This is a genomic window from Armatimonas rosea (genome assembly GCF_014202505.1).
Lineage (GTDB): Bacteria > Armatimonadota > Armatimonadia > Armatimonadales > Armatimonadaceae > Armatimonas > Armatimonas rosea.
Genome location: NZ_JACHGW010000002.1, coordinates 1,470,664 through 1,493,913, shown reverse-complemented (window position 1 = coordinate 1,493,913; position 23,250 = coordinate 1,470,664). Strand labels below are relative to the sequence as shown.

Annotated in this window: 21 protein-coding genes; 12 read left to right on the top strand and 9 right to left on the bottom strand. The window is 64.4% G+C overall.

The window, feature by feature from the left end; genetic code table 11:
- Both HNQ39_RS14865 and HNQ39_RS14860 read right to left on the bottom strand, forming a co-directional pair.
- A complete protein-coding gene (locus HNQ39_RS14865) occupies window positions 1-702 on the bottom strand; it encodes an Ig-like domain-containing protein (RefSeq protein ID WP_184197557.1) in 702 nt (233 codons plus the stop codon).
- Between the two features lie 121 nt (window positions 703-823).
- On the bottom strand, window positions 824-2,032 hold the full coding sequence (locus HNQ39_RS14860; RefSeq protein WP_184197554.1) for an MFS transporter: 1,209 nt from the start codon (window positions 2,030-2,032) through the stop codon (window positions 824-826).
- 118 nt (window positions 2,033-2,150) lie between these two features.
- Between HNQ39_RS14860 and HNQ39_RS14855 the strand changes: the two genes are divergently transcribed.
- From HNQ39_RS14855 to HNQ39_RS14830, 6 genes are all read left to right on the top strand, one after another.
- A complete protein-coding gene (locus HNQ39_RS14855; protein ID WP_184197551.1) occupies window positions 2,151-3,731 on the top strand; it encodes a GH39 family glycosyl hydrolase in 1,581 nt (526 codons plus the stop codon).
- 13 nt (window positions 3,732-3,744) lie between these two features.
- Window positions 3,745-4,242 (top strand): O-acetyl-ADP-ribose deacetylase, encoded by a 498-nt coding sequence (locus tag HNQ39_RS14850; RefSeq protein WP_184197549.1) that lies wholly within the window; start codon window positions 3,745-3,747, stop codon window positions 4,240-4,242.
- Window positions 4,243-4,250: 8 nt separating this feature from the next.
- Window positions 4,251-5,126 carry an alpha/beta hydrolase family protein gene (locus HNQ39_RS14845; RefSeq protein ID WP_184197546.1) on the top strand — a complete coding sequence of 292 codons (876 nt, stop codon included), beginning with the start codon at window positions 4,251-4,253 and terminating at the stop codon, window positions 5,124-5,126.
- A 1-nt stretch (window position 5,127) separates the two neighbouring features.
- Entirely contained in the window at window positions 5,128-5,682 is a 555-nt protein-coding gene (locus HNQ39_RS14840) for an arsinothricin resistance N-acetyltransferase ArsN1 family B (protein ID WP_184197543.1), read from the top strand.
- A gap of 21 nt (window positions 5,683-5,703) precedes the next feature.
- Window positions 5,704-8,121: an extracellular solute-binding protein gene (locus HNQ39_RS14835; protein ID WP_184197540.1), complete on the top strand. Its 2,418-nt coding sequence runs from the start codon at window positions 5,704-5,706 to the stop codon at window positions 8,119-8,121.
- Window positions 8,122-8,260: 139 nt separating this feature from the next.
- The gene (locus tag HNQ39_RS14830; protein WP_184197537.1) at window positions 8,261-9,559 is read left to right on the top strand and encodes a carbohydrate ABC transporter permease; all 1,299 of its coding nucleotides are present in this window, start codon (window positions 8,261-8,263) and stop codon (window positions 9,557-9,559) included.
- 3 nt (window positions 9,560-9,562) lie between these two features.
- Here HNQ39_RS14830 and HNQ39_RS14825 read toward each other — a convergent pair whose 3' ends face one another.
- Window positions 9,563-10,750 (bottom strand): HD-GYP domain-containing protein, encoded by a 1,188-nt coding sequence (locus HNQ39_RS14825; protein ID WP_184197534.1) that lies wholly within the window; start codon window positions 10,748-10,750, stop codon window positions 9,563-9,565.
- Window positions 10,751-10,819: 69 nt separating this feature from the next.
- Complete coding sequence (locus tag HNQ39_RS14820) at window positions 10,820-11,668, bottom strand: ChaN family lipoprotein (RefSeq protein ID WP_184197531.1); 849 nt, start codon at window positions 11,666-11,668, stop codon at window positions 10,820-10,822.
- 57 nt (window positions 11,669-11,725) lie between these two features.
- Here HNQ39_RS14820 and HNQ39_RS14815 point away from each other — a divergent pair, with 57 nt between their 5' ends.
- The 3 genes from HNQ39_RS14815 to HNQ39_RS14805 are packed head-to-tail and all read left to right on the top strand — an operon-like array spanning window position 11,726 to window position 14,190.
- Window positions 11,726-13,198 carry an acetyl-CoA carboxylase biotin carboxylase subunit gene (locus HNQ39_RS14815; RefSeq protein ID WP_184197528.1) on the top strand — a complete coding sequence of 491 codons (1,473 nt, stop codon included), beginning with the start codon at window positions 11,726-11,728 and terminating at the stop codon, window positions 13,196-13,198.
- Window positions 13,199-13,750 carry an acyl-CoA thioesterase gene (locus HNQ39_RS14810; RefSeq protein ID WP_184197525.1) on the top strand — a complete coding sequence of 184 codons (552 nt, stop codon included), beginning with the start codon at window positions 13,199-13,201 and terminating at the stop codon, window positions 13,748-13,750. It abuts the gene before it with no gap.
- Window positions 13,747-14,190, top strand: coding sequence for an acyl-CoA carboxylase biotin carboxyl carrier protein subunit (locus HNQ39_RS14805; RefSeq protein WP_184197522.1), 444 nt, complete (start codon window positions 13,747-13,749; stop codon window positions 14,188-14,190). Before HNQ39_RS14810 ends, HNQ39_RS14805 begins: the two co-directional genes overlap by 4 nt.
- A 23-nt stretch (window positions 14,191-14,213) precedes the next feature.
- Here the strand turns inward: HNQ39_RS14805 and HNQ39_RS14800 are convergent, their stop codons facing one another.
- The 5 genes from HNQ39_RS14800 to HNQ39_RS14780 form a co-directional block, all read right to left on the bottom strand.
- A complete protein-coding gene (locus HNQ39_RS14800) occupies window positions 14,214-14,678 on the bottom strand; it encodes a dual specificity protein phosphatase family protein (protein WP_184197519.1) in 465 nt (154 codons plus the stop codon).
- A gap of 10 nt (window positions 14,679-14,688) precedes the next feature.
- On the bottom strand, window positions 14,689-16,308 hold the full coding sequence (locus tag HNQ39_RS14795; protein WP_184197516.1) for a M28 family peptidase: 1,620 nt from the start codon (window positions 16,306-16,308) through the stop codon (window positions 14,689-14,691).
- Window positions 16,309-16,467: 159 nt separating this feature from the next.
- Window positions 16,468-17,949: a DUF1501 domain-containing protein gene (locus HNQ39_RS14790; RefSeq protein WP_184197513.1), complete on the bottom strand. Its 1,482-nt coding sequence runs from the start codon at window positions 17,947-17,949 to the stop codon at window positions 16,468-16,470.
- A 150-nt stretch (window positions 17,950-18,099) separates the two neighbouring features.
- On the bottom strand, window positions 18,100-18,993 hold the full coding sequence (locus HNQ39_RS14785) for an NHL repeat-containing protein (protein ID WP_184197510.1): 894 nt from the start codon (window positions 18,991-18,993) through the stop codon (window positions 18,100-18,102).
- A gap of 188 nt (window positions 18,994-19,181) precedes the next feature.
- A complete protein-coding gene (locus tag HNQ39_RS14780; RefSeq protein ID WP_221290015.1) occupies window positions 19,182-21,893 on the bottom strand; it encodes a DUF1553 domain-containing protein in 2,712 nt (903 codons plus the stop codon).
- Window positions 21,894-22,014: 121 nt separating this feature from the next.
- Here HNQ39_RS14780 and HNQ39_RS14775 point away from each other — a divergent pair, with 121 nt between their 5' ends.
- The 3 genes from HNQ39_RS14775 to HNQ39_RS14765 are packed head-to-tail and all read left to right on the top strand — an operon-like array spanning window position 22,015 to window position 23,237.
- Window positions 22,015-22,401 (top strand): hypothetical protein, encoded by a 387-nt coding sequence (locus tag HNQ39_RS14775; protein WP_184197507.1) that lies wholly within the window; start codon window positions 22,015-22,017, stop codon window positions 22,399-22,401.
- Window positions 22,391-22,963: an RNA polymerase sigma factor gene (locus HNQ39_RS14770; protein ID WP_184197504.1), complete on the top strand. Its 573-nt coding sequence runs from the start codon at window positions 22,391-22,393 to the stop codon at window positions 22,961-22,963. The genes HNQ39_RS14775 and HNQ39_RS14770 overlap by 11 nt, the downstream gene beginning before the upstream one ends.
- Window positions 22,956-23,237, top strand: a complete 282-nt coding sequence (locus HNQ39_RS14765; RefSeq protein WP_184197501.1) for a hypothetical protein — start codon at window positions 22,956-22,958, stop codon at window positions 23,235-23,237. The genes HNQ39_RS14770 and HNQ39_RS14765 overlap by 8 nt, the downstream gene beginning before the upstream one ends.
- The last annotated feature ends 13 nt before the right edge of the window (window positions 23,238-23,250 follow it).

Sequence of the window (23,250 nt, the reverse complement as noted above, 5' to 3'; positions counted from 1 at the left end):
TTACTTCACCGTCAGTTCCAGGTTACCGACCCCGGGGAGGACCGTCACAGTCGCCGTCCTGCTCTTGCCCGACTCTAGCTCGCGGCCCGTGATCACCGTGCTCCCTGCAAGGACCCCGGTGACCGTCGCGGGGTTACCCGTCGCGCTCACGGTCGCCGCCGCCGGGTTGCTACTAGTCCAGGTCCACTTTTCATTGGCCGTCACGACTGCAGCCCCGGTCGCGTCTTGGCCGCTGCCGGTCAGGGAGAGCGTCTCGCCCTCTTTAACCGTCCCCGAAGTCGGGCTAATCCGCGCGGCAACAATCGTGCTCGCCATGGTCAGCCGGGCATCCACCACCTGGTCCTTGGTTACGGTGACACTGGCCACACCCAGCGCTTGTGCCGTACCCGTTCCGTCGCTGGTCGGATAGGCAGAGGCGACGATGGTATAGTCCCCCACCACTTGGCTGGGGAACGAGACATCGGTTGTCGTGGTGCCGGCGGGGGGCCGTGCGATCACCTTGACATCCGGGGTCGGGCCACTGAGCTCCACTTTGATGCTATTGGCGGCCAGAGGGATCAAGCGGGAGGCCGTCGGCTGCGGCCAGACAATGGTAAAGGCAATCTTGCCACGCCCCGTAGCGGCATCTGATAGGGGGGCACTGACGCCACCACAGCCTGCGAGAAAAACCAGGGGCAGAACTGCTCCAACACGATATCTCATCCGACAACTCCTGAACGGTTCTTGGTTGCCCCAGTATACACGAGAACCCTCTTTAAAAACGATAGCACGGAGGCTAGCCAATGAAAAAATGGGAAAAATCCAAGTTTGAGCCCCGCTGCGCTCACGCTGAGCGTCGCAGGAGCACCACACAGAGCCCGCTTGCCAGCAGGCAGACTCCTGCCAGCGCCGCAAAGGCCCCGTTCCAGCCCAAGGCGACCGCGAGGCGCGCGACAGCCTCCCCCGCCAGGATCGCACCCAAGTAGCCCATGCCATCGATAATCCCATTGACGGCCGCGGCTTGCTTGGGCTCCACCAGATCGAGCGCCGCCGCCCCGACCGTGTAGGCATACGGCCCCCCGGCGACCAGACCTGCCAGCGCGACAAGCACAAAGGCGATCTCGGGTGTCCGGGCGAGGAGGAAGCCCGCCATGGTGGCCCCGGTCAGGAGCATCCCCCCGATCAGCAAGCGCTGCCGCCCCTGGCTCCCCGCCCGGTCCCCGAGCGCCCCAAAGGCCACGGCGCTGAGCCCCCCCATCAGCGGGTAGAGGCCACTGGCGAGCGCGGCCTTGCCCTGGCTCAGCCCGATCCCCGTGAAGTAGACCGGGAGCCACTCCGAGAGGGTGACATTGACCAGGGTGAAGCCAAAGGCCGCGATACAGACCCCCAGAAAGGCGGGACGCGCAAAGAGCTCTCGGAGGGGGACGGGGGCGTGGGGTGTGGCGGTAGCGCGGGGCTCCACGGGACGCTCGCGGAGGAAGAGCCCACACAGGAGCACCGCCCCCAGCAAGACCGCCGCCGAGGCGATGTAGACACCGCGCCAGTCCCAGCCGGTCGCCAGCAAGCGTGCCTGGCCCGCACGCGCCAGAGCGTCGCCAAAGAGCCAGGAGAGGGAGACAACCCCCATGGCCTTCCCGTAGTTGCCCGCCGTGAACCAGCTCCCGACAATGCGAATGGTCGCGGGCCAACCGACCGACTGAAAGAGGCGATTCCCTACCCAGAAGAGCCCAAAGAGAGGAATGCCGCTACTGCGCCCAAATGCCGCGGTCGCCAGCGCGGCCCCGATCCCGCCCAGCAGAAACGCCCAGACCCCGCCCAGCCGGTGGACGATGCGCCCGGCAAAGAACTTCCCACAGATGCCCGCCACGACCCCCAAAGTGGCAATTCGGCCCAGGGCCACGGTGGCCGCCCCGGTACTCAGCCCGCCCTGCGCCAGCTCTGCCAGCTGCGACGGCCGCCCGACCGAGAAGTTGGTCCGACAGAAGTAGTAGGCCGTGTAGCCCAAGATCAGCAGTAGCGCCGCACGCCACGCCGGGCGCTCCGTAGTTGTCACACCGTCATTCTATCTTGCCTCATCGCCGTGTGGCTTCTCGCTTTTTCCGTCCTTTCCCCACAGATTCACCATCAGATATTTCACAGAACCCACGAAACAAGCGCACGTCTGTGGGGCTATGAAACGACAATGTGGTTCTTATTTCTCTGCCCTGGCACTAGCTGGGCTTGTCTGGCTGGTCGGCTGTGGAGGTGGCGGCGGAGGCACCTCGAACCCAACCTCATCCCCCACCCCACTTGTGGCGGCAACGCCGACCCCAGAGCCGGGGGCAGCTCCTGGCCCCACCGCCTCACCAACACCAACACCGGCTCCCACACCCACGCCGCGGCCCGGTGAGACACCCGCGCCTACCCCCAGCCCAACACCAACACCCGTGGCGACACCAACCCCCTCCCCGACTCCCGTGCCCACTCCGACGCCAACCCCGACACCGACACCAACACCTGTGCCCACTCCGGCCCCAAACGTGACTCTGGGTAGCGCCGATGGGGGGACGGTGCGGCCGCTGGTCGGGCTGAACGCTGGGCCGATCCACATTGGCGATGCCACCAACCCGGACCTGAGCAGCCAGTACCGCAGCCTCGGGGTGAACTTTGTCCGCACCCACGACTTCAGCGGCCCCTTTGACCTGGCCGCAATCTACGGAGATGGGAGCAAGGACCCAAGCCTCCCCAGCTCCTACAACTTCACCCTCAGCGACTCGCGCTACCAGAGCATCCTCGACTGCGGCGCTGAGGTCTACCTACGACTGGGAAATAGTTCGGTGAACTCCATGGCGATCGCCAACGAGGCCAATGTGGTCAAGGCCTTTGTGGAGATTGTCCGACACTTCCGCGACACGCGCTGGAGCAAGCCCGTGCGCTATGTCGAGATATGGAACGAGCCCAACCAGCATGTCTTCTGGAGCGACACCCCCGAGGCCTTTATCCAGCTCTATGTGGATACCTACAAGGCCCTGCGCGCCGCCTTCCCCGACCTGAAGATCGGCGGCCCCGGCTTCGCCGACAATGGCTACAGCTCGTCCACGGGTCAGGCCTTTGTCACCCAGTTTCTCGACCGGCTCCAGGCCGAGCACCTCAACCCGGACTTTCTCTCCTTCCATGTCTACGGCACGAGCGCCAGCCTCTACACCCAGGCCGCGAACTTCTACCGCAGTGCCCTCAACAGCCATGGGATGAGCACCACGGAGCTGCACATCACCGAGTGGAACGCCAGCAACACCGAGGCCAACGCCGATGCGACCTACCGGACCGGTGGCAAGGGGGCAGCGCTGCTGAGCGCCTGCTGGGTCGCCCTGCAAAACGCGGATGTCCGCCTCTCGACCTACTATAAAGGCCCGGACCCGTCGATGAGCCTCCCCAGCTTCTACGGGATCTACTACGCCAATGGCACCCCCAAGGTCCCCGCGCTGGCCTTCGCGCTCTGGCAGAAGCTCTCCACCCACACCACACGCTTGGCGTGCTCCGCCGCCTCGGGGACTGGGCTCACCGTCTTTGCGGGCAAAGACTCCAGCGGCGAGTGTGCTGTCTTGATCGTCAACCCCACCGCCACAGCGACCACCTGGACCCTGAGCCGTAGCGGCAGTGGCACCCTCTACGAAGCCAGCGATAGCTCACCCAGCGCGGTGACCAGCCGCTCCGTGGGGTCCCTGAGCGCCAGTATCGGAGCCTACACCGTGCAGCTGGTGACCTTCCGGTGATAGAATATGCGTCATGAAGACACTAAAAACCCTCCAGGGCGATATCACGAAGCTAGAGATCGATGCCATCGTCAATGCCGCGAACTCGTCGCTCTTGGGGGGTGGTGGGGTCGATGGCGCGATCCACCGCGCCGCCGGCCCCGAGCTGCTCCACGAGTGCCGACTACTGGGCGGCTGCAAGACCGGCGAGGCCAAGCTCACCCGTGGCTACAATCTGCCTGCGCGCTTCATCATTCACACGGTCGGCCCGGTCTGGCGCGGCGGCACGAGCGGCGAGCCCGAAAAGCTGGCATCGTGCTACCGACGTAGCCTGGAGCTCGCCACGGAGAAGAATCTCAAGACGATTGCCTTCCCCTGCATCAGCACCGGTATCTACGGCTACCCGCCCGAGCAAGCCGCGCAAATCGCCATCGCCACCGTCCGGGAGTTTGGGAGCACCCTCGACGACGTGATCTTCTGCTGCTTCCTCGCCTCGGACCTTGCCCTGTACGATACGCTCCTCAAGCGGTAAAATGCCGCATGGACGCTCGCTCGCCGCTTACCGCCGGACTTCTCTTGTTTCTTGCTCTCTCGGGGTGTGCCTCCCGCCGCGAGTCGCCGGGGCTAGAGCTTCAAGCGCAGGACTACCGCACTGCCCGAAACCAGTTTAAGACCACCCTACTCCAGAAAGGCCCCGCGCCCCAGCCAGCACAGGCCTTTGCGCTCCCTGCCGATGCCACCCTCGTGGGCTACTCCAAGGCGCTCCCGCTCAAGGCGCTGGTCGGGCCGGTGCCCCGCGATGGCAAGAAGCGCCCCGCAGTGCTCTTTCTCCACGGCGGCTTTGCGATGGACGGCTCGGACTGGGAGGCCAGCCAGGCCTACCGGGATGCGGGCTATGTCGTCATGACCCCCATGCTCCGTGGCGAGAACGGCCAGCCCGGTGCCTACTCGCTCTTCTACGACGAGCTCTCCGATGTCCTAGCCGCCGCCGAGACCCTGGCCGCGCTCCCCTACGTGGACAAGACCCATCTCTATGTCGCGGGCCACAGTGTCGGGGGGACGCTCGCGCTTCTGGCGGCGCTGAGCTCCAACCGCTTCCGTGCCGCCGCGGGCTTCTCCGGGGCGTGCGATGCGATTGCTTGGTCACAAGGCCAGGAGGAGCTGATCCCCTTCGACCCCAAGAACAAGCGCGAGTTCGAGCTCCGCTCCCCTATCGCCTTCGCCACCAGCTTCCAGTGCCCCACCCGCATCTACTACGGCACGCAAGAGCGCCTCTTTGCGGGCATGAGCCAGCGCACCGCCGAGCTCGCCAAGACCAAGAAGCTCGATGTCGAGGCAGTTGCGGTCCCCGGCGACCACTTCAGCGCCTTCGACCAAGAGGTCACCCGGAGCATCGCCTTCTTCCAGAGCCACTAAGATGCCAATCACGCTACGCCTCGCCACCCCCGCCGATGCCGCGCAAGTTCAGGCGATCTACGCGCCCTATGTCACGGGTACGACCATCTCCTTTGAGCTTGAGCCGCCCACGGTCGAGCAGCTCGCCCAGCGGATCAGCGCCACGCTGCTGTTTTTCCCTTGGCTCGTTGCGGAGGAGAGTGGGCGGATTGTGGGCTATGCCTACGCCAGCCCCCACCGTGAGCGCTTGGCCTACCGCTGGTCGGTGGACGTGAGTGTCTATGTGGCTCCGTTTCACCAGCGACAGGGAGTCGGGCGTGCGCTCTACACCGAGCTCTTTGCCCTTCTTGTCCGCCAGGGCTTCTACCAAGCCTTCGCGGGAATCACCCTCCCCAACGCTCCCAGTGTAGGCCTCCACGAGTCTCTGGGCTTCGTCCCCATCGGCACCTACCGCAATGTCGGCTTCAAAGCAGGCGCTTGGCGCGATACCGGCTGGTGGCAAAAACAGCTCCAGCCCCCCTCAGTGCTCCCTCCTGATCCCCCAACCGCTTGGGGGGAACTTGCTTCTCGTTTATAAAAATACGGTACAATGCCCGCGATGAAGGCTCTCTCCTCCCTCTCCCGCACAGGTGCGGCGCTGCTGGCTGCTCTGTCCCTGGTGACGCCATCGCTGGCACAGAAGAAGATCAAGCTCGTGGTCTGGGGCTTGCAGTCCGGCAAGGAAACCGCCGGGCTCGATGCCCAGATCGCTGAGTTTGAGAAGCGCAACCCCGAGATTACGGTCTCGAACCTCTCGATGGGCGCGGGAAACATGAACCCGCAGAAGCTCATGACCGCCATTGTCGGCGGCGTCCCCCCGGATGTGATCTCCCAGGACCGCTTCACGATCGGGGACTGGGCGAGCCGCGGAACCTTCATGCCCCTCGATGAGTTCCTCGCCACCGAGACCGGCCCCGAGCCCGTCAAGGCGGAGAACTACTACCCCGCCGCCTGGAACGAGGCGCTCTACCAAGGCAAGGTCTACGCCATCCCGACCGGGATCGACGACCGCATGCTGATGTACAACCGCAAACTCTTCCGCGAGGCCGGCCTCGACCCGGACCGCCCGCCCAAGACCTGGGACGAGCTCCGGGACTACGCCAAGAAGCTCACCAAAGTCAATGCGGACAAGACCTACGCATCGATTGGCTTTATCCCCAACTTCGGCAACTCCTGGTTCTATATCTACTCCTGGATGAACGGCGGGAGCTTCATGAGCCCCGATGGCAAGACCTGCACCCTGGCCGCGCCCGAGAATGTCACGGCGATGACCTTCATGAAGCAGCTCTACGACGATCTCGGGGGCTACGATAAGGTCAATGTCTACCAGTCCGGCTTCCAGAGCGGTGAGCTCGACCCGTTCTTCACCGGCAAGGTAGCGATGGTGATCAACGGGGACTGGATGCTGGGCAATGTCGCACGCTACGCCCCCGACCTAGACTTTGCGATCGCCCCGCCGCCCTCGCCGAAAGAGCGCATCGCGCACACCGGCCGCTTCGCCAACGACAAGGACGACCACATCACCTGGACCGGTGGCTTCTCCCTGGCGATTCCCAAGGGCACGCAGCACCCCAAAGAGGCCTGGAAGTTTATCCAATTCCTCTCCAGTATCGAGGGCTACCGCATCTACAATCAGGCGCAGAAAGAGTACAACGAGAAGATCGGGCGGCCCTATGTCTTCCGGCTCTCGGCCAATAAAGCGGTCAATGCCATGATGTTCCGCGAGTTCTCCCCCGAGAGCGCGCGCCTCCAGACCGCCCTCAAGGCCTATATCGACATGCTCCCCCACGCCCGCTACCGCCCGGTGACCTTTATCGGGCAGAAGCTCTGGGACGCGCATGTCCGGGCGATGGAGCGCGCTTGCCAGGGTGCCCAAGCCCCCGAGGCCTCCCTCCAAGAGCAGCAATCCCTGGTGCAGAAAGAGCTCGATAAGTCCTTCGCCCGCGAGAGCCTGCCGCTGTTTAACTGGACCCCGCCTGTCGTCGTTCTCTCCATCCTAGGACTCCTCGGGCTGGGCTACGGCGCGTGGCGTGGGCAGCAGCAAGTGGGCAAGAGCCGCATGGCCAAGCAAGAGGCGCTCGCCGGCTGGCTCATGGCCGCACCCTGGATTCTGGGTTTCTTGGTCTTCACCCTCGGCCCGATCCTCACGTCGCTGATGCTGGCCTTCACGGACTACGATGTCCTCCATCCCGCGCGCGCGGTCGGGGTGGGCAACTTCAAGGAGCTCTTCACCGACGACCGTGAGCTGCTGGGCAAGGCGATTGGCAATGCGACCTACCTCTCGGTCTTTGGGATTCCCCTCGGCATGGTGACGGGCCTGGCGATCGCGCTGCTGCTCAACCAAAAAGTCAAGGGGATGAACTTCTACCGCACCGCCTTCTACATCCCCAGTATCGTCCCCGCCATCGCAAGCGCGGTGCTCTGGGTCTGGCTGCTGGCGGGCGACCCCAACAAGGGCCTGCTCAATGCGCTCTGGAAAGAGACCCTCACGGCCTGGTTTGGGATCGCCCCTCCCGGCTGGTTCGGGGTTCCGGAGTGGGCCAAGCCCGGCCTGATTGTCCAGGGCCTCTGGGGCGCGGGCGGGGGGATGATCCTCTGGCTCGCGGGCCTACAAGGCGTGCCGCAGAGCCTCAATGAAGCGGCACTCATCGACGGTGCCAATGTCTGGCAGCGCTTCCGCAATGTCACCCTGCCGCTGCTCTCGCCCTATATCTTCTTCAACCTGATCATGGGCACGATTGGCGCGCTCCAAGAGTTCGACCGGGTCTACGTGATCGGGGGCGGCGACGGCGGCACGGGGCCGCTCGACTCGCTTCTGGTGCCGGTTCTCTACCTCTTCAACAATGCGTTCCGCTACTTCAAGATGGGCTACGCCAGCGCGATCGCCTGGGTGATCTTTGTGATTATCCTCTGCCTGACGCTGGTCCAGTGGCGCCTCCAGAAGTACTGGGTGCACTACGAGGTGGATAAGAAATGAGTCGCCGGGCAATGAATTACCCGCCTCCCCGACAAGAGCGTCCCGTGGACGCGCACGCCGCTCCTTGTCTGTGCGTCCTCGGGACGCTCCCTAACTCCGTAGACGGGGATTTCCAATCCCTGGCACGAGGCATTGTTTCATGAACGCATTTCTCTGGCTTCTGGCCATTATCGCCCTGATCGTGGGGCTAATCTACGGCATCAGCGTCATTGTTGCGGCGGTGCGTGTGCGCAACTTGGCGGCGGCGACGGTCACCGCGGCGGTGCTGGTGGCGATGCTCGGAGTCACTCTCGGGCTACGCTTTGCACCGCTCTCGCTCGGCTTTGCGATTGTGGTGGCGCTGGGAAGCGCACGCTGGCTCCGGGCGCTGACCCGCAACGCCAGCCACGCCAGCGAGCTCACGCGCCTCTCCGCAACCCACCTGGCACTGCTGATCGGCTCGTTTATGTTCATGGTGCCCTTTGCCTGGCTCCTGTCGACGTCGCTCAAGGCCGACGACGAGCAAGCGGTCTTTCCGCCGGTCTGGATTCCGACCCAGCAGAAGACAATCGATGCGCTCAAGCAGCCCGATGGCAAGCCGGCCAAGCTCTCGAAGCTAGCGAACGGCACGCTGGTCGCGGAGGTCGAAGAGCTCCCCGATGGGCGCATCAAGACCCAGCCCATGCTCAGTGAGACCGCCCCCGACCCGAGCGGCACACAGACCACCCTCACCCGCGCCGAGCTGACCAAGGTGCGGCATATCGCCCCCAAGTGGGACAACTACGCCGAGGCGCTCGCCTACCTCCCCCCCGACACGCACTACGGCCTGACGTTTCTCGGCAACACGCTCTTCCTGACCATGATGAGTGTCCTCGGGACGCTCCTGGCATCGTCGATGGTGGCCTACTCCTTTGCGCGCCTCTCGTGGCCGGGACGCAATATCCTCTTTGGGGTCTTGCTCGCGACCATGATGGTGCCGGGGGCGGTGACCCTCATGCCGCAGTTCCTGATCTTCCGGAGCCTGGGCTGGATCGACACACTCAAGCCGCTCTGGGTGCCCGCTTTCTTTGGCTCGGCATTTAATATCTTCATGCTGCGCCAGTTCTTCCTCTCCATCCCCGGCGAGCTGGAAGACGCGGCCAAGATCGACGGCTGTGGGCCGTTTGGGGTCTACTGGCGCGTGATGCTCCCCCAAGTGAAGCCCGCCCTGGCGGCGATTGCGATCATGGCGGTGATGGGCGCGTGGAACAACTTCCAGGGGCCGCTGATCTACCTCAGCTCCCCCGAGCACATGCCGCTGGCCTACGGGCTCCAGCTCTACCAGCAGCAGCACGGCGGCGAGCCCGGCCTGCTTATGGCCGCTTCGACCATGGTGGTGATGCCGATCATTGTGCTCTTCTTCTTCACCCAGCGCTACTTTATCGAGGGCGTGAGCCTGACAGGGTTGGGGGGACGCTAGCCGCTAGCGCTGCGCTGCGAGCATGCGACAGAATGCCTGAACAAGGGCGGGGTCGAAGGCGCACCCCGCCTGCTCCTCCAGGTAGGCACGGGACTTCTCGACACTCCACGCCTTCCGGTACGACCGGTCGCTGGTGAGCGCATCCCAGACATCGACAATGGAGAAGAGGCGGGCAGCCAGAGGAATGTTCTCTCCCGCAAGCCCTTGTGGGTACCCCTTGCCATCCCAGCGCTCGTGGTGGCAGTAGGGAATCACGAGCGCGTCTTTGAGGAAGGAGATAGGTCTGAGGAGCTCGTAGGCGATCCTGGGGTGCTCCTCGATAATCAAGCGCTCCTCAGGCGTGAGTGCCCCCGGCTTGCGCAGGACCTCATCGGGGACCCCCATCTTGCCGATATCGTGGAGCAGGGCACCCCAGCGCAGCGCCTCCCACTGCTCCTCGGGGATGTGTAGCTCCTTGGCGAGCTGGAGCGTCAGCGCGGTCACCCTCTGGCTATGTCCCTGGGTCTCGGAGTCGCGCAGCTCCAGCGCCCGCGACCAGCCAGAGATCGTCTCCCCGTAGGCCGCCTGAACCTCGGCGGTGCGTGCCTCCGCATGCCGCTTTTGCTCCTGGGCATCACGAAGCGCCAGGTCCATGCTGGTTCGTGCGAGAATGAGCCCCCCATTGATCATGGCGACCATCACCAGCGACTCCGGACGCAGGTAGACCCCACTGGCATGAGAGCGGAGCAAGAGCACCAGGTACTCCAGCAACACCCCGACCGTCATGCAGCAGGTCCCCCGGAGCACCATCGCCACCAGGATAGGTAAGGGAAGCGCAACGCAGACATGCTGGGTTACGTACGGCTCCGGGATCGCCAGACTCACCAGGAGCGTGTAGGTCATGGTCGCCACCATCCGAATGTGCTTTACGCCGCTACGGTAGGCAAACGGGAGCAGGGCATTTACCGCCAGCGCCGTGATCGCCAGCCAGAGGGGAACCGCAGCCAGCACAGGGCTGACGGGGCGGAGTAGGAACAGCGCCAGAGTCCCCACTGCCTGCGCCACGAGCATCCAGAACCCTATCTGATGCTGTGTCAGCCGAGGCAGGCACACAAAGCAGGGCAACGACAAGAGCCCGCTCCCTTTGTCTTCATCGACACCAGGCAGCGGGCACGTCCCCGATGCAGAACTGAGCGGAAACCGATTGACCATTTCTGGTATCGTTGGCAGGAGGATGTTTTAGGCTACCTGCAGTGTTACCAGGAAACGGCGCTCTTATTCTTATTTCTTACCCGGCGGAGCAGGCACAAAGACCAGCCAGTCGGCCTCGGTCTTGAGCTCGCTGGGATCGGCCTTGCGCACATCGGGGACCGGGACGGCCTTGACCAGTGCGAGCCGGGTTCCCAGCGGGCGCTTGAAGAGCGTGCGCGCCGCGGTTCCCATGCCACCGTCGGAGTGGAAGCTGCCATTGACATGGTAGACCACGTGTCCCTTGTCCAGCGCCTTTACAATCGTCTCCGCCATGGTGTCATCGCGCAGGCACTGGGCCTCGTAGATGCGCCGTAGCATGGCGTCGTCCATTCCCGGCCCATGGCTTGCGCCCATCCCCGTCATGGTCGCGAAGAACTTCTTCTGGTAGGAATCGCCCATGGGGGCCGTGACCGCAGCGGCGACCAGGCCACGGTCGGCGGGCGAGAGGCTCTCCAGCCCGGCGAGGCCCTTCTGGCCGACGATTCGCACGAACTTATTGGGCGCGTTGGAGCCATAGACCGCGAGCTTGTTGGCCTTGGCGTACTCCACCATCGCGCGGTAGTCGGTCGGGTAGGTCTTCCAGAGAGTCACGGCCTTGGTAAACGCCGCTTCGTCGAGCCTGCCCGCCAGATAATCCTCAAGGCCCGCTTGGCCGTCGCGCTCGATCATCTCCATCGCCAGCGCGAGCCGCGGCCCCACTTTCCGGTGCAGCTCCGCAAAGAGGCGCGCCTCTAGCTTGTGGGTCTCGGGGTCGTCGTGCTGCTCCCCCACAAAGACTGCATTGGCCTGGGCAAGTCGCCCCGCAAGGTCTCGCCAGCGTAGCCCGCGGCCGGTCGCCGCCTCCACAACCCGCCAGCTCTCTGTCTCATCACGCATCATGCCCCAGATGATACCTGAGTTCGGCGGCGAGAGATAGTTGGGTACAATCGCCGTATCATGCAACGACTGCTGATTGCCAATCGCGGGGAGATCGCCGTGCGGATTATCCGCGCGTGTCGGGAGCAGGGCATCTCCCCGGTCGTGGTCACCTCCGACGCCGACCGCGACTCGCCGGCGGTTCACCTCGCCGATGCCTTTGTGTGCCTGGGGCCCGGCCCCGCCCACGAGAGCTACCTGCGCACCGATGCCGTTCTCGCTGCCGCCAAGACCCTCCAGGCCGATGCGATCCACCCCGGCTACGGCTTTCTCTCGGAGAACGCGGCCTTCGCCGATGCGTGCGCCGCCGCGGGGCTCACGTTTGTGGGGCCGCCCGGCAGTGTCATCCGTGCGCTGGGCGATAAGATCGGGGCTAAGAACACGATGCAGGCCGCGGGCGTGCCGTGCGTGCCGGGGTACAACGGCGACGACCAGCGCGACGAGGTTCTAGAGCGGGAGGCGGCGCGGATCGGCACGCCCCTGCTCATCAAGGCATCGGCGGGGGGCGGCGGGCGCGGGATGCGGCGCGTGGACCACCTCGCCGATTTTCTCCCCCAGCTCACCGAGGCGCGGCGCGAGGCCCAGGCAGCCTTTGGCGACTCCCGTGTGCTACTAGAAAAATATGTCCTGCGCCCCCGGCACATCGAGTTTCAGATCTTTGGCGATACCCACGGCAATGTGGTCCAGCTCTTCGAGCGCGAGTGCAGTATCCAGCGGCGCCACCAGAAAATCCTAGAGGAGTCCCCCTCACCCGCGCTCACGCCCGCTCTCCGGGCACGCATGGCCGAGGCCGCCGTGCTCGCGGGGAAGGCGGCGGGCTATATCGGGGCGGGGACGGTCGAGTTTCTGGTCTCGGGCGAGGCGTTTTACTTTCTGGAGGTCAATACCCGCCTCCAGGTCGAGCACCCGGTCACCGAGAGTATCACCGGCACCGACCTGGTGGCCTGGCAGCTCGCGGTCGCGCAGGGCAAGCCGCTCCCGCTCACCCAAGATGAGCTCGTCTCCCGGGGCCACTGTATCGAGGCACGGGTCTACGCCGAGGACCCCGCCACGGGCTTCTTGCCGTCGCTGGGAACCCTCCTGCGCTGGCGCGAGCCGAGCGGGCCGGGGATTCGTGTCGACTCGGGCTACACCGAGGGGATGGAGGTCCCCCCCTTCTACGACCCCATGCTCGCCAAGGTGATCGCCTCCGGCCCGGACCGCGCCACGGCCCTCGCGCGGCTGGATCAGGCGCTGGCAAGCTTTGTCGTGCTGGGAGTCACCACCAACCTCGAGTACCTACGCGCCGTCCTCGCCGACCCCGCCTTTGTCGCGGGCGAGCTCCACACAGGCTTCCTCACCGAGCGCTTCACCGGCTGGAGACCCAACGCCACTATCCCCGACGAGATCCTGCTCGCTCTGAGCGCACTGGGCCAGCCCCCGCCCTCGCGGGCTGCAGAGAAACCGCGCCAAACCGGCTGGCTCGCCACCGACCACTGGAGAAACACAAAGTAGATGACTGAGTTTAAGTACGCCGACGAGACCGAGGTGCGGAGCGCGATCTTCATGAACGCCAGCGATGCCAACCACTTCGGCAATGTCCACGGCGGCCAGGTGATGAAGCTGGTCGATGAGATCGCCTATGTCTGTGCGGCGCGCTACTGTGGCGGGGTCGCGGTGACCGCCGCCGTGGACCGTATCGACTTCCACGAGCCGGTCTATGTGGGCGAGCTGCTGCATATCGCGGCGCGGGTGGTCTATGTCGGGCGGACCTCGATGGAGATCGAGATCACGCTCCACGCCGAGGACATCCCCACCGGCGCGACCCGCCACACCAATACCTGCCACTTCACGTTTGTGGCGCTGGACAAGGTCGAGAACCCACGCCCGCGTGCGGTCCCTCGGCTGGTCTGCCGCACCCGTGACGATAAAGCGCGCTTTATTCAGGCAAAGATGCGCCGAGAGCGTGGGATCGAGTACCGCAAGGAGCGCGACGCCTTTCTCAAGCAGTTCGCCGCCCTGAGCGACACGGAGCTGGACACGCTCCTCGCGGAGGCAGTCGCATGACAACCTGGCTCTACAACGACCAAGAGCTCGCTCTCCCCCCTCTTGGCCCCGACTCCACCGCCCGCCTGCTCCCCAGTGGCGATATCGAGGTGCAGCACGCAGGGCGCAGCACGGTCGTCCCCGCCGCCCGCGATACCCAGGGCCGGGTCTGGCTCAGCTGGCAGGGACGGAGCTTTGTGCTCACGCCCGCCACCCCAGGGCGACGGCAGCGTGCGGCGAAGAGATCCGGGAGCCTCACCGCCCCGATGACCGGTGTGGTCGCCGAGGTGCTGGTTCAGGTCGGCGATACCGTGGAGGCCTACCAGCCACTCGCGATTGTCGAGGCAATGAAGGTGCTGGCGACACTTGAAGCGCCGTTTGCGGGGACGGTCACCGCGGTTCATGTCGGCAAGAAAGACCGTGTCGAGCACGGCATGGTCCTCGTGGAGCTGGCTCCGTAGTCCCCCCGATCAGAACGGGGGGATCAAAGATAGTTGATTCCCCCCGCCTCTTTCCAGAGCCGCAGCACTTCGTCGTAGGGGACATCCTCGCCGCGCCACTCACAGAGCGATCTCCAGAGCGCACGGTGCGGCATGGCGATTCCCCGGACCGCGACGACGGCGGCGTAGGCCTCCAAGAGCCCGATCCCCTCTTCCTCACAGAGCACCGCGATCGCAAACGTGGGGGCGCGGCTCATACCCGCACCGCAAGCGATCAGGACGGTCTCGTGCTGAGCCAGGTGCTCCCGCACAAACGCCACCCCTTTCTCTAGCGCACCGGGTGGCAGGGGCTTGCCATCGTCGACATTGAGATAGAGCTGGGCAATCCCCGGTTGCTTGACCTCCGCGGCGAGCTGGAGCATGGCCTCAATTCGGTGTGTCAAGAGCCGTGTGTAGTCCAGGGTCTCAGCGAGCTTGCCGACATAGAGCCACGGGCGAACTTGATCCATTGTGAGTGACCTACCGGCTCGATGCCGCGAGGGTTGCCTTTAGCGTCAGGGTCTGCTCGCCGCGCTTGACGACGATCTCCACCACATCGCCGGGCTTGTGCTCGCCTAGGGCCAGGGTGTACTCCTGGACATTCTTGATGGTCCGCTCGCCAAACTTGATCATGATGTCGCCCTTCTGCAGGCCGGCCTTCTCCGCGGGTGAGCCGGGCCGGACCCCATCCAGCTGGACGCCCTCGCCCTCGTAGCTGTAGGCGGGGATCGAGCCCAGCGAGACACGGAAGCGGGCGGGCTGCTCCTGCACCACCGCGATCTGGGTGAAGCCAGGACGGGTCGGGGCATCGGCGATGGCTTGGGCGGCACGGGCGACGAGGGCCAGCACCTTTGCCTCACCGGCGTAGTTGATCTTATCGGCGGTGTCGCTGGGGCGGTGGTAGTCGCCGTGCAGGCCGGTGAAGAAGAACAAGACCGGAATCTTGGCATTGTAGAACGACTGCTGGTCGCTGGAGCCAAACCCAGACTCGGAGCGGGCGAGGGTGAACTTGGACTCGGCATTGAGACGATCCAAAAGCGGGTTCCACTCCGGCGACGTCCCACTGCCCACCGCGATCAGCTTATCTTGGTCCAGCCGCCCGATCATGTCCATGTTGACCATCGCGACGGTCTTATCGAGCGGCACGGTGGGGTTCTTGACATAGTGCGCGCTCCCCAGCAGGCCTAGCTCCTCACCGGAGAAGCACATAAACAGGATCGAGCGCTTGGGAGGATTCTTGGCAAAGTACGCCGCCAGCTCCAGAACCCCCGCCGTCCCCGACGCGTTATCGTCGGCGCCGTGGTGGATCGCCGGTGCCTTGCTCTCCGCCAGTGAGTGCGTTCCGCCCATGCCTAAGTGGTCCATGTGCGCCCCGATCACCAGCACCTCACCCTTGAGCGCCGGATCCGAGCCTTCCAGGAGCCCGAGGATATTGGCGCTGGTCTTGGTCTGCTTCTTCACCTCGGTCTGGAGGGTCGCGGTGAGGGTCCCGCCCTTGGCCTTCCATGCCTCGATCACGCTCTTGCGCACAATCGCGATGGGTAGGCCGGCATCGGTGCCATCGCCCTCTTCAAAGCGCAGGGCCGCATCGTCGGCGGAGGCGACAATCAGCCCCAGCGCTCCCTTGTCCCGTGCGACCACGGCCTTCTTGCGAACCCCGCCCTCGCCCCCGGAGAAGGCGACCGCGATCTTGCCCTTCACGTCCTGAGAGTACTCCACCCCCTCGCCCACAAAGACCAGCGCGCCGCTGACCTCGCCGGTGGTGGAGAGCGGCGACGGCTCAAAGGTCTGCCCGGCGGCGTAGCGTCCAAAGCCACTCACCTGGAGCCGGTTCTTGCTCCCCTGCGCGACCCCTGCTGGGAACGCAAACGGCTGGAGATACCCCTTGGTCCCCGCCGGCTTCAGCCCCGCTTTCTTAAACTGCTCCGCGATATACTTCGCCGCCGCCTCGTTCCCGCGCGTCCCCGAGCCACGCCCTGCGAGCGCATCGGAGGCCAAGTAAGCCACGTGGTTCTTGACAGAGTCCGGCGAGAAGGTCTGCGCCGAGGCAAGCGAGCCCAGCGCAAGTGTCAGCGCCAGGGAGAGTGAGAAGCGTTTCATGGAAACAATTGTACCCTGCGCCGGGGATTGGCCGGGGGTTGGAAATCCCCGGCAGAAGAGAGAGAGCGTCCCGAGGACGCAGAGAGCGCGACAGATTCCCGCGCCCACGGGGCGCTCTTTCTGGGAGGCGGGGATTTCCAATCCCTGGCCATCCCCCGGCTACACAATCAGCTTCTTCTGGACAGTGCCAAAGACATCTGTCAGGCGGAAATCGCGTCCCTGGAAGCGGTAGGTGAGCTTGGTGTGGTCGATTCCGAGCTGGTGCAGAATAGTGGCTTGGAGATCGTGACCGTCCATGGGGTCTTTGACGGGGTTGTAGGCGAAGTCATCGCTGGCACCGTGGACATAGCCGCCTTTGAAGCCGCCGCCACACGCCCACATACTGTAGACCGAGCCGAGGTGATCGCGGCCGTAGGCAGCCTTGGTCATGTCGCCCTGCACGAACGGAGTGCGCCCAAACTCACTGGCCCAGAGGACGATGGTGTCGTCGAGCAGGCCGCGCTCTTTCAGGTCTAGGATCAGTGCCGCCGATGACTGATCGGTGTCGCGGCACTGCTCGGCGAGCTGGGTGGGGAGGTTGCCGTGCTGGTCCCAGCCCGAGTGCATGAGCTGGACAAAGCGAACCCCGCGCTCCAAGAGCCGACGCGCCAGCAGGCAGTTTCTCGCGTAGCTGCCGGGTCGGTGGACATCTTTCCCGTAGCGCTCCAGGATATGGGCGGGCTCCTTCTCGATCGCCAGCAAGTCCGGCACCGATGCCTGCATCTTGTAGGCAAGCTCGTACTGGGAGATGCGGGTCTCGATCTCTGGGTCGCCGTACTCGCTTAAATGCTGGGCATTGAGCGCCCCGATATCGTCGAGCTGCTTGCGCCGCAGCCCGTCGGGGAGGCCGTCGGGGTTTTTGAGGTAGAGCACCGGCTCGCCCTCGCTCCGGAAGCGGACGCCCTGGAACTTGGACGGCAGAAAACCGCTGCCCCAGTAGTAGTCGTAGAAGAGCTGGCCGCAGGTGCGCCCGGTGTCGGTGGAGGTCATGACCACAAAGGCGGGCAGGTCCTTGCTCATGCTCCCTAGGCCGTAGGTCGCCCACGCGCCCATGCTGGGCCGCCCGGGAATCTGAGAGCCGGTGAGCAGGAAGGTCACGCCGGGCGCATGGTTCACCGCCTCGGTGTGCATGGAGTGGATCAGGCAGATATCGTCGGCGAGCGACCCGATATGCGGCAGCAGCTCCGAGAGCATCATCCCGGACTTGCCGTAGGCCTTGAAGGGCTTGATCGACGGCAGGACGGGGAACTTCTTGAGCCCGCTGGTCATGGTCGAGAGGCGTGTCCCCTTGCGCACCGAGTCCGGCACATCGGTGCCGCGCAGCTTCTCCAGCCCTGGCTTGTAGTCGAAAAGATCGACGTGCGAGGGTGCACCGCCCTGCCAGAGGACGACCACACGCTTGGCTTTGGCGTTGCCCCCCGCGTCTAGCCTCCCCCCGGCGGCACCACCGCCGACCCCCTCCGGCTTCGCGAAGGGGGAGTGGGCGTGGACGGTTTCTTCGCCGAGCAGGCTTGCGAGCGCGGCCATGCCGATTCCGGTGGCGCTCTTACCAAAAAACTGTCGGCGGGTGATGCCGAGATCGCGTTCAAATTCCGGGTTCATATCGTTCGCTCCCGCCGGTTGAAAACCGGCGTCTGCAGTGGCACGAAGTGCCGCAAAGCCCGTGCCGGGCTAACAAAATTATCCCCAGCCCGGCACGGGCTTTGCGGCTGAGGAACGAAGCCACTGTCGACGCCTAATTCCATTGGGCGGCTATATCCTCTCCAACTTCAAAAGTGGCTGATCGCCAGAGTCGAACTGCCCGACATAGAGGCTGCCGTCGGGGCCGACAATGGCATCGTGGGGGCGGCGGAACGGGGTGTCGGGGAGGGTCTCCATGGGCGTGAGCTTGCCGCTTCTATCGTACTCGGGCTTGGTGCCGCCGATATTGGCGACGACTTTGAAGTTGCTATCCAGCACGGAGACGTAGCCGGGGACGTTGCGGTCCTGCGGCCACTTGCCGCCCAGGTGCCCGACAATCCACAATTTCCCCCAGGGACGCAGCATGCGCGGGTCGGAGCCGGGGAGGGACCACTCCGCCAGCTTCTTGCCGTCGCGGCTCCAGCGGGCGATGGAGCGCTGGTCGCTCATGGCGATCAGAAGCGTGCCTTTATCGACATAGCCACCGTGCGGCCCCCAGTGTGGAATCCCGCCCTCGTTGCCACCGAAGTAGCCGGCGTAGTTTCCATTGGCGTCGTAGCGGATGATGTAGTCCTTGCCATAGCCATCCAAGACGCAGAACGAGCCATCCGGTAGATGAAGCGTCCACGACGGCTTGTACTCGTCGGCGCTCTTGTACTTGCCCGTCTCCTTGGGCCAGCCCCACTCGGCGAGCACCTCGCCTTGAAGCGTGGTCTTGAGCACCCGGTGTGTGTTGAGGCAGGTCAAATAGAGCACCTGGCGCTGGCTCTCCTCAACAATCGAGAGCCCGTGTCCGCCGGTGAGCCCGAGATTCTTCTGGTGCACCACGCGGCCCGTCGCCGGGTCGAAGACCAGTAGGTTGGCATCGGCATGGTCCGTGAGCAGGTAGAGATAGCCGCTCTTATCAAAGACCAGCCCGTGCCCGTTCTTGATCGGCAGGCTCGCGGGCTTGGCCCAGCCCGACACGAGACGCCAAGCAAACCTCTCCCCGCCGCTGAGACGGCGACCCTCTCCGGCTTGCCTCTCCCCGCGCCTTAGAGCGCGACCCTCTCCGGCTTCGCGAAGAGGGTAAAACGCGCCGTGAGTTTCGTCACCAAAACGCCCCCCTTCGCGGAGCCGGAGGGGGTGCCTGAGTGGTGCGAAGGCGGGGGAGGTCATTCTTTCGTCAGTGCCTCATCCAGATTAAAGATCGACAGACAGACTTGAGAGAGCGCCGCGTGCTCGGCGAGAGCGAGGTTGGGATTGCGCTTGCTCTCCCCCATCGACAGAAAGGCAGTCGCTTGCTCGGGGTCTAGCTCGTAGGCGACTCGGGTGCGCTCGTAGCTGCTGCGCAGGATGTCCAGCTCCCGCGCCGACGGCCGCCGGGCGCAGATGCGGCGGAAGGCGGACGTGAGGCGCTGGTTGGGGTTGGCCGACTCCAGCATCAGCTTCTCCGCAAGCACGCGGCTGGCCTCGACCCAGGTGATGTCGTTGAGGGTGGTGAGGGCGTGAAGCGGGGTGCTGGTGAGCGAGGCGCGCACTTTACAGGCCTGGCGCGAAGAGGCATCGAACATATTGCCCGGCCCCACCGTGCGCCGCCAGAAGGTGTAGAGGCTGCGGCGGTAGAGATCGCGCCCCGTGGACTGGGGATAGGAGAAGTCGCGCTCCTTGGTGATCGAGAGGCTGTCCCAGATGCCCTTGGGCTGGTACGGGTAGACCGGCTTGCCCCCGATCTTATCGTTGAGGAGGCCAGAGCTTGCCAGGGCCAGATCGCGCAGGATCAGCGATGGTAGCCGAAAACGGGCACCACGGGCGAGCAGGCGGTTTTCCGGGTCGCGCTTGCGTAGCTCGGCAGAGACTTTGGACGACTGTTTATAGGTCTGGCTGGTGACGATCAGCCGCACGAGGTGCTTGATATCCCAGCCCGAGTCCATGAACTCCGCCGCCAGCCAGTCGAGGAGCTCCGGGTGGCTGGGCTTCTCCCCGAGCAGGCCGAAGTTCTCGCTGGTCTTGACCAAGCCAATCCCAAAGAACTGCTGCCAGAGCCGGTTGACAAAGACCCGCGCCGTGAGCGGGTTCTCACGACGCACCAGCCAGCGGGCCAGCTCCAAGCGATTGCCGCCCACCGGCTGGGGGAAGTAGGTAGGTGTGCCGCAGGTGACCTCCTCACCTGGCGAGAGGTACTGGCCGCGGATCAGGACGGTGGTCTTGCGCGGACGGGCATCGGACATCACCATCACCCGCGGGAGGCTCGCTTGGAGGGCATCGCGCTCCTTGGTCAGCGACGCCACACGCTCGCGGGTCGCGGCCAGTGCCGGAGAGACCGGAGCGCCGGGCTTGAAGTAGAACCCCGATGCGCCCCCACCATTGACAATCTTGAGCACCAGGATGTTGGCTCCGGGCAATAGCGTGACCGCCACCTGCTCCTGATCGGGCAGCGCCCCGCGCGTGATCTTCTTCGAGAGCACCTGTCTCCCGTTCACCCAGAGCTTAATGGCATCGTCGCTACCCAGGCTGAGCAAGAGCGTGGTCGCCTGCGGCACCGTGACCGTGCGTACCAGATAGTGCGCCGTGTTATCGCCGTCGGGGAGGGACTGCACTGCGCCGTCGGCCCACTCGGGATGCTCTGCGCCCCCCGTGAGCTCCCCGAGCGGCTTGAGAGTGTCAAACGCCGCATCGAAGCTCGCGGCGGGGAGGCTGGCGGCCAGCTTCCAGGGCGAGAGAGTCACCGGGACCGCGGTTGGTTTCGCCTCCGCCTCCAGCCCCTTGAGCTCCATCTTGCTGATGTCGAGCATCTTGTTGAGCTGGTCGAGCTTCTTACGTTGCTCGTCGCTCTCCGGCACGGTGACAAACGGCTCGGCGATCCGGTACTGGCCGCCCCCCGACGGCACCCCGCTCTCGGGGACATTGTTGAAGTAGGCAAAGAACCGGTAGTAGTCTTTCTGGCTGAGGGGATCGTACTTGTGGTCGTGGCACTGGGCACAGGCCATCGTCAGCCCCAGAAATGTCGTCGCCGTCACATCCACCCGGTCGAAGACAATCACATTGCGTTGCTCCTCGGGGATCGCGCCGCCCTCGCCGTTGAGCAGGTGACAGCGGTTGAAGCCCGTTGCGATCTGCTGGTCCTGAGTCGCCCTCGGCAGCAGGTCCCCCGCGAGCTGCTCAATGGTGAACTGGTCAAAGGGCATGTTCTTGTTAAAGGCCTTCACCACCCAGTCCCGCCAGACATACTGGAACGTGTCGCCGTCTTGCTGGAAGCCGTTGGAGTCGGCGTAGCGCGCGGCATCTAGCCAGGGCAGGGCCATGCGCTCGCCGTAGTGGGGATTGGCCAGCAAGCGGTCCACGAGCCGTGCGTAGGCATCCTGGCGCGTGTCGGCGAGAAAGGCATCGACCTCGGCAGGCGTCGGCGGCAACCCCGTCAAGTCCAGTGTCACGCGCCGAATCAGGGTTGTTTTATCGGCCTGGGGCGCAAAGCCGAGCTTCTCATTGACCAGCCGCGCCTTCACAAAGCTATCGATCCCGCTCACCTCGACCGGCGGCTCCAGCGGGCGCTTGACCGGCTCGTAGGCCCAGTGCCGGGTCTCTGCCAGGCCCTTCTCCCAGCGGGCCAGCGCGGCTTGCTTCTGCGCGGGAAGCGGCTTTCCCGTCGGCGGCATCTGCGGCTTTCCGCCCTCGCCGCGCACCCGCTCCAGGATACGCTTCGCCTGCGCCGGGGTGAGAGTCCCCTCTAGGTTCAGCCCGCCCTCACGCTCCGCAGCGCTATGGCAGGGAAGGCAGTCGGCCTTGAAGATCGTCGTGGGGGTTGGTGCAGGCTGGGGCTTCTGTGCCAGCGCGAGCGAGCCCGCCACCAACGGCGGTGCAACCCACATCCAGAGTCGTGAACGCATAGAGCTTGTTTGCGCGTGGAACGCTCTTTTTCCTTCTCCTCACAAAAAACGACGGGGGAGAATCTGAGCCTGCAACCGGTTTGACCAGACACCTTGTCTTAAAAATAAGGAAACAAAAACCATGGATCAAACTCACAGCATCGGGGACGGTATTATCGTCCTGGCACTTGCCGCCGCTTTTCTGGGCTACTACTACCTGAAGTTCCGCGAGAGGCAGCGCTATATCGATATCTTGCATGAGGAGCGTCTTGCCGCAATTGCGAAGGATATTCCCCTTCCTGAGCTACCGATTGAGCCTCTCTTTGTCAAGACAGCCCGGCCACCCGACTACCGCACCGGCCTGCTCATCGGGGTAGTTCTTCTGTGCTTCGGCCTCGGCGCGATGCTGACCCTCTGGCTGCTCCCCTCGATGCGATCCTACTGGCCCGCGCCCCTGCCCGTGGCCTTTATCGGGGGCGGGCTTCTCTACGCCTTCTCCGCCGGCTCTCGTGTCAATAATGGATACTGATAGTACGGATGAAGAGCTTGTTGTCCGCTACTGTCAACAGAAAGACGCGCGTGCCTTTCAGGAGCTCGTCCACCGTTACCGAGAACGGGTCTTTCAGCTGGCAGTCTCGATCCTGGGGCCAAACTTTATCGGAGAGGCCGAGGAGGTAGCTCAAGAGGTGTTCTTGCGAGTCCACTACTCCTTGCCCACGTTTCGTCGCGAGGCGAAGTTCAGCTCCTGGATCTACCGGATTACCTTCAACCAAGCACTCAATGTCAAAGCCCGAGTGCGGTACCGTGCCCCGCATGTTAGCTACCAGACCCTCACCGAGGTATCGGCACCCGACGGGGACCCCCTTGAGACGGTGCAGGACCTAGGTCGGGATCAGGTGCTCTCGGAGTGTATGGTCCACCTCCCTGAGGTCTACCAGTCAGCTCTACGTCTGCACTACTGGATGGACTATAGCACCGCAGAGATCGCCACGTTTCTGGGCGTCCCGCAGAACACCGTCAAGTCGTATCTCCACCGGGCACGCCACACCCTGCGTGCCCTCCTTGAAAAGAAAGGTTATGAGGATGCCTGACTCCGAGAAATTAGACCAGCGCCTGCGCCAGTCCCTGGCCACACCCGTGGCCCCTACTCTCTCGCCCGAGTTCGATCAGCGACTGGCTCGCCAGCTCGCTCCCCGGCGTCTAAGCGCCCGCTCACGCTCCATTCTCCTGGGATACTTCCTCTTGGGGATCGCCGTCTCCGTCGGGGCGATGCACGAAGCGGGCATGGATTTGCGGCTATGCTGTGCCCTGACAATTGGCCCCCTTGTGCTTGTTGTCCCGCTGCTCCGTCCCTACTTCTCTTGATCTGTTAATAATC

Excerpts from the sequence above, each read along its gene's own strand:
- HNQ39_RS14775 (WP_184197507.1), top strand. The coding sequence starts at position 22,015 with ATGGATCAAACTCACAGCATCGGGGACGGTATTATCGTCCTGGCACTT.
- HNQ39_RS14790 (WP_184197513.1), bottom strand. The coding sequence starts at position 17,949 with ATGAACCCGGAATTTGAACGCGATCTCGGCATCACCCGCCGACAGTTT.
- HNQ39_RS14800 (WP_184197519.1), bottom strand. The coding sequence starts at position 14,678 with ATGGATCAAGTTCGCCCGTGGCTCTATGTCGGCAAGCTCGCTGAGACC.
- HNQ39_RS14795 (WP_184197516.1), bottom strand. The coding sequence starts at position 16,308 with ATGAAACGCTTCTCACTCTCCCTGGCGCTGACACTTGCGCTGGGCTCG.
- HNQ39_RS14835 (WP_184197540.1), top strand. The coding sequence starts at position 5,704 with ATGAAGGCTCTCTCCTCCCTCTCCCGCACAGGTGCGGCGCTGCTGGCT.
- HNQ39_RS14840 (WP_184197543.1), top strand. The coding sequence starts at position 5,128 with ATGCCAATCACGCTACGCCTCGCCACCCCCGCCGATGCCGCGCAAGTT.
- HNQ39_RS14820 (WP_184197531.1), bottom strand. The coding sequence starts at position 11,668 with ATGATGCGTGATGAGACAGAGAGCTGGCGGGTTGTGGAGGCGGCGACC.
- HNQ39_RS14770 (WP_184197504.1), top strand. The coding sequence starts at position 22,391 with ATGGATACTGATAGTACGGATGAAGAGCTTGTTGTCCGCTACTGTCAA.
- HNQ39_RS14810 (WP_184197525.1), top strand. The coding sequence starts at position 13,199 with ATGACTGAGTTTAAGTACGCCGACGAGACCGAGGTGCGGAGCGCGATC.
- HNQ39_RS14780 (WP_221290015.1), bottom strand. The coding sequence starts at position 21,893 with ATGCGTTCACGACTCTGGATGTGGGTTGCACCGCCGTTGGTGGCGGGC.
- HNQ39_RS14830 (WP_184197537.1), top strand. The coding sequence starts at position 8,261 with ATGAACGCATTTCTCTGGCTTCTGGCCATTATCGCCCTGATCGTGGGG.
- HNQ39_RS14805 (WP_184197522.1), top strand. The coding sequence starts at position 13,747 with ATGACAACCTGGCTCTACAACGACCAAGAGCTCGCTCTCCCCCCTCTT.
- HNQ39_RS14855 (WP_184197551.1), top strand. The coding sequence starts at position 2,151 with ATGAAACGACAATGTGGTTCTTATTTCTCTGCCCTGGCACTAGCTGGG.
- HNQ39_RS14865 (WP_184197557.1), bottom strand. The coding sequence starts at position 702 with ATGAGATATCGTGTTGGAGCAGTTCTGCCCCTGGTTTTTCTCGCAGGC.
- HNQ39_RS14765 (WP_184197501.1), top strand. The coding sequence starts at position 22,956 with ATGCCTGACTCCGAGAAATTAGACCAGCGCCTGCGCCAGTCCCTGGCC.
- HNQ39_RS14825 (WP_184197534.1), bottom strand. The coding sequence starts at position 10,750 with ATGGTCAATCGGTTTCCGCTCAGTTCTGCATCGGGGACGTGCCCGCTG.
- HNQ39_RS14845 (WP_184197546.1), top strand. The coding sequence starts at position 4,251 with ATGGACGCTCGCTCGCCGCTTACCGCCGGACTTCTCTTGTTTCTTGCT.
- HNQ39_RS14815 (WP_184197528.1), top strand. The coding sequence starts at position 11,726 with ATGCAACGACTGCTGATTGCCAATCGCGGGGAGATCGCCGTGCGGATT.
- HNQ39_RS14850 (WP_184197549.1), top strand. The coding sequence starts at position 3,745 with ATGAAGACACTAAAAACCCTCCAGGGCGATATCACGAAGCTAGAGATC.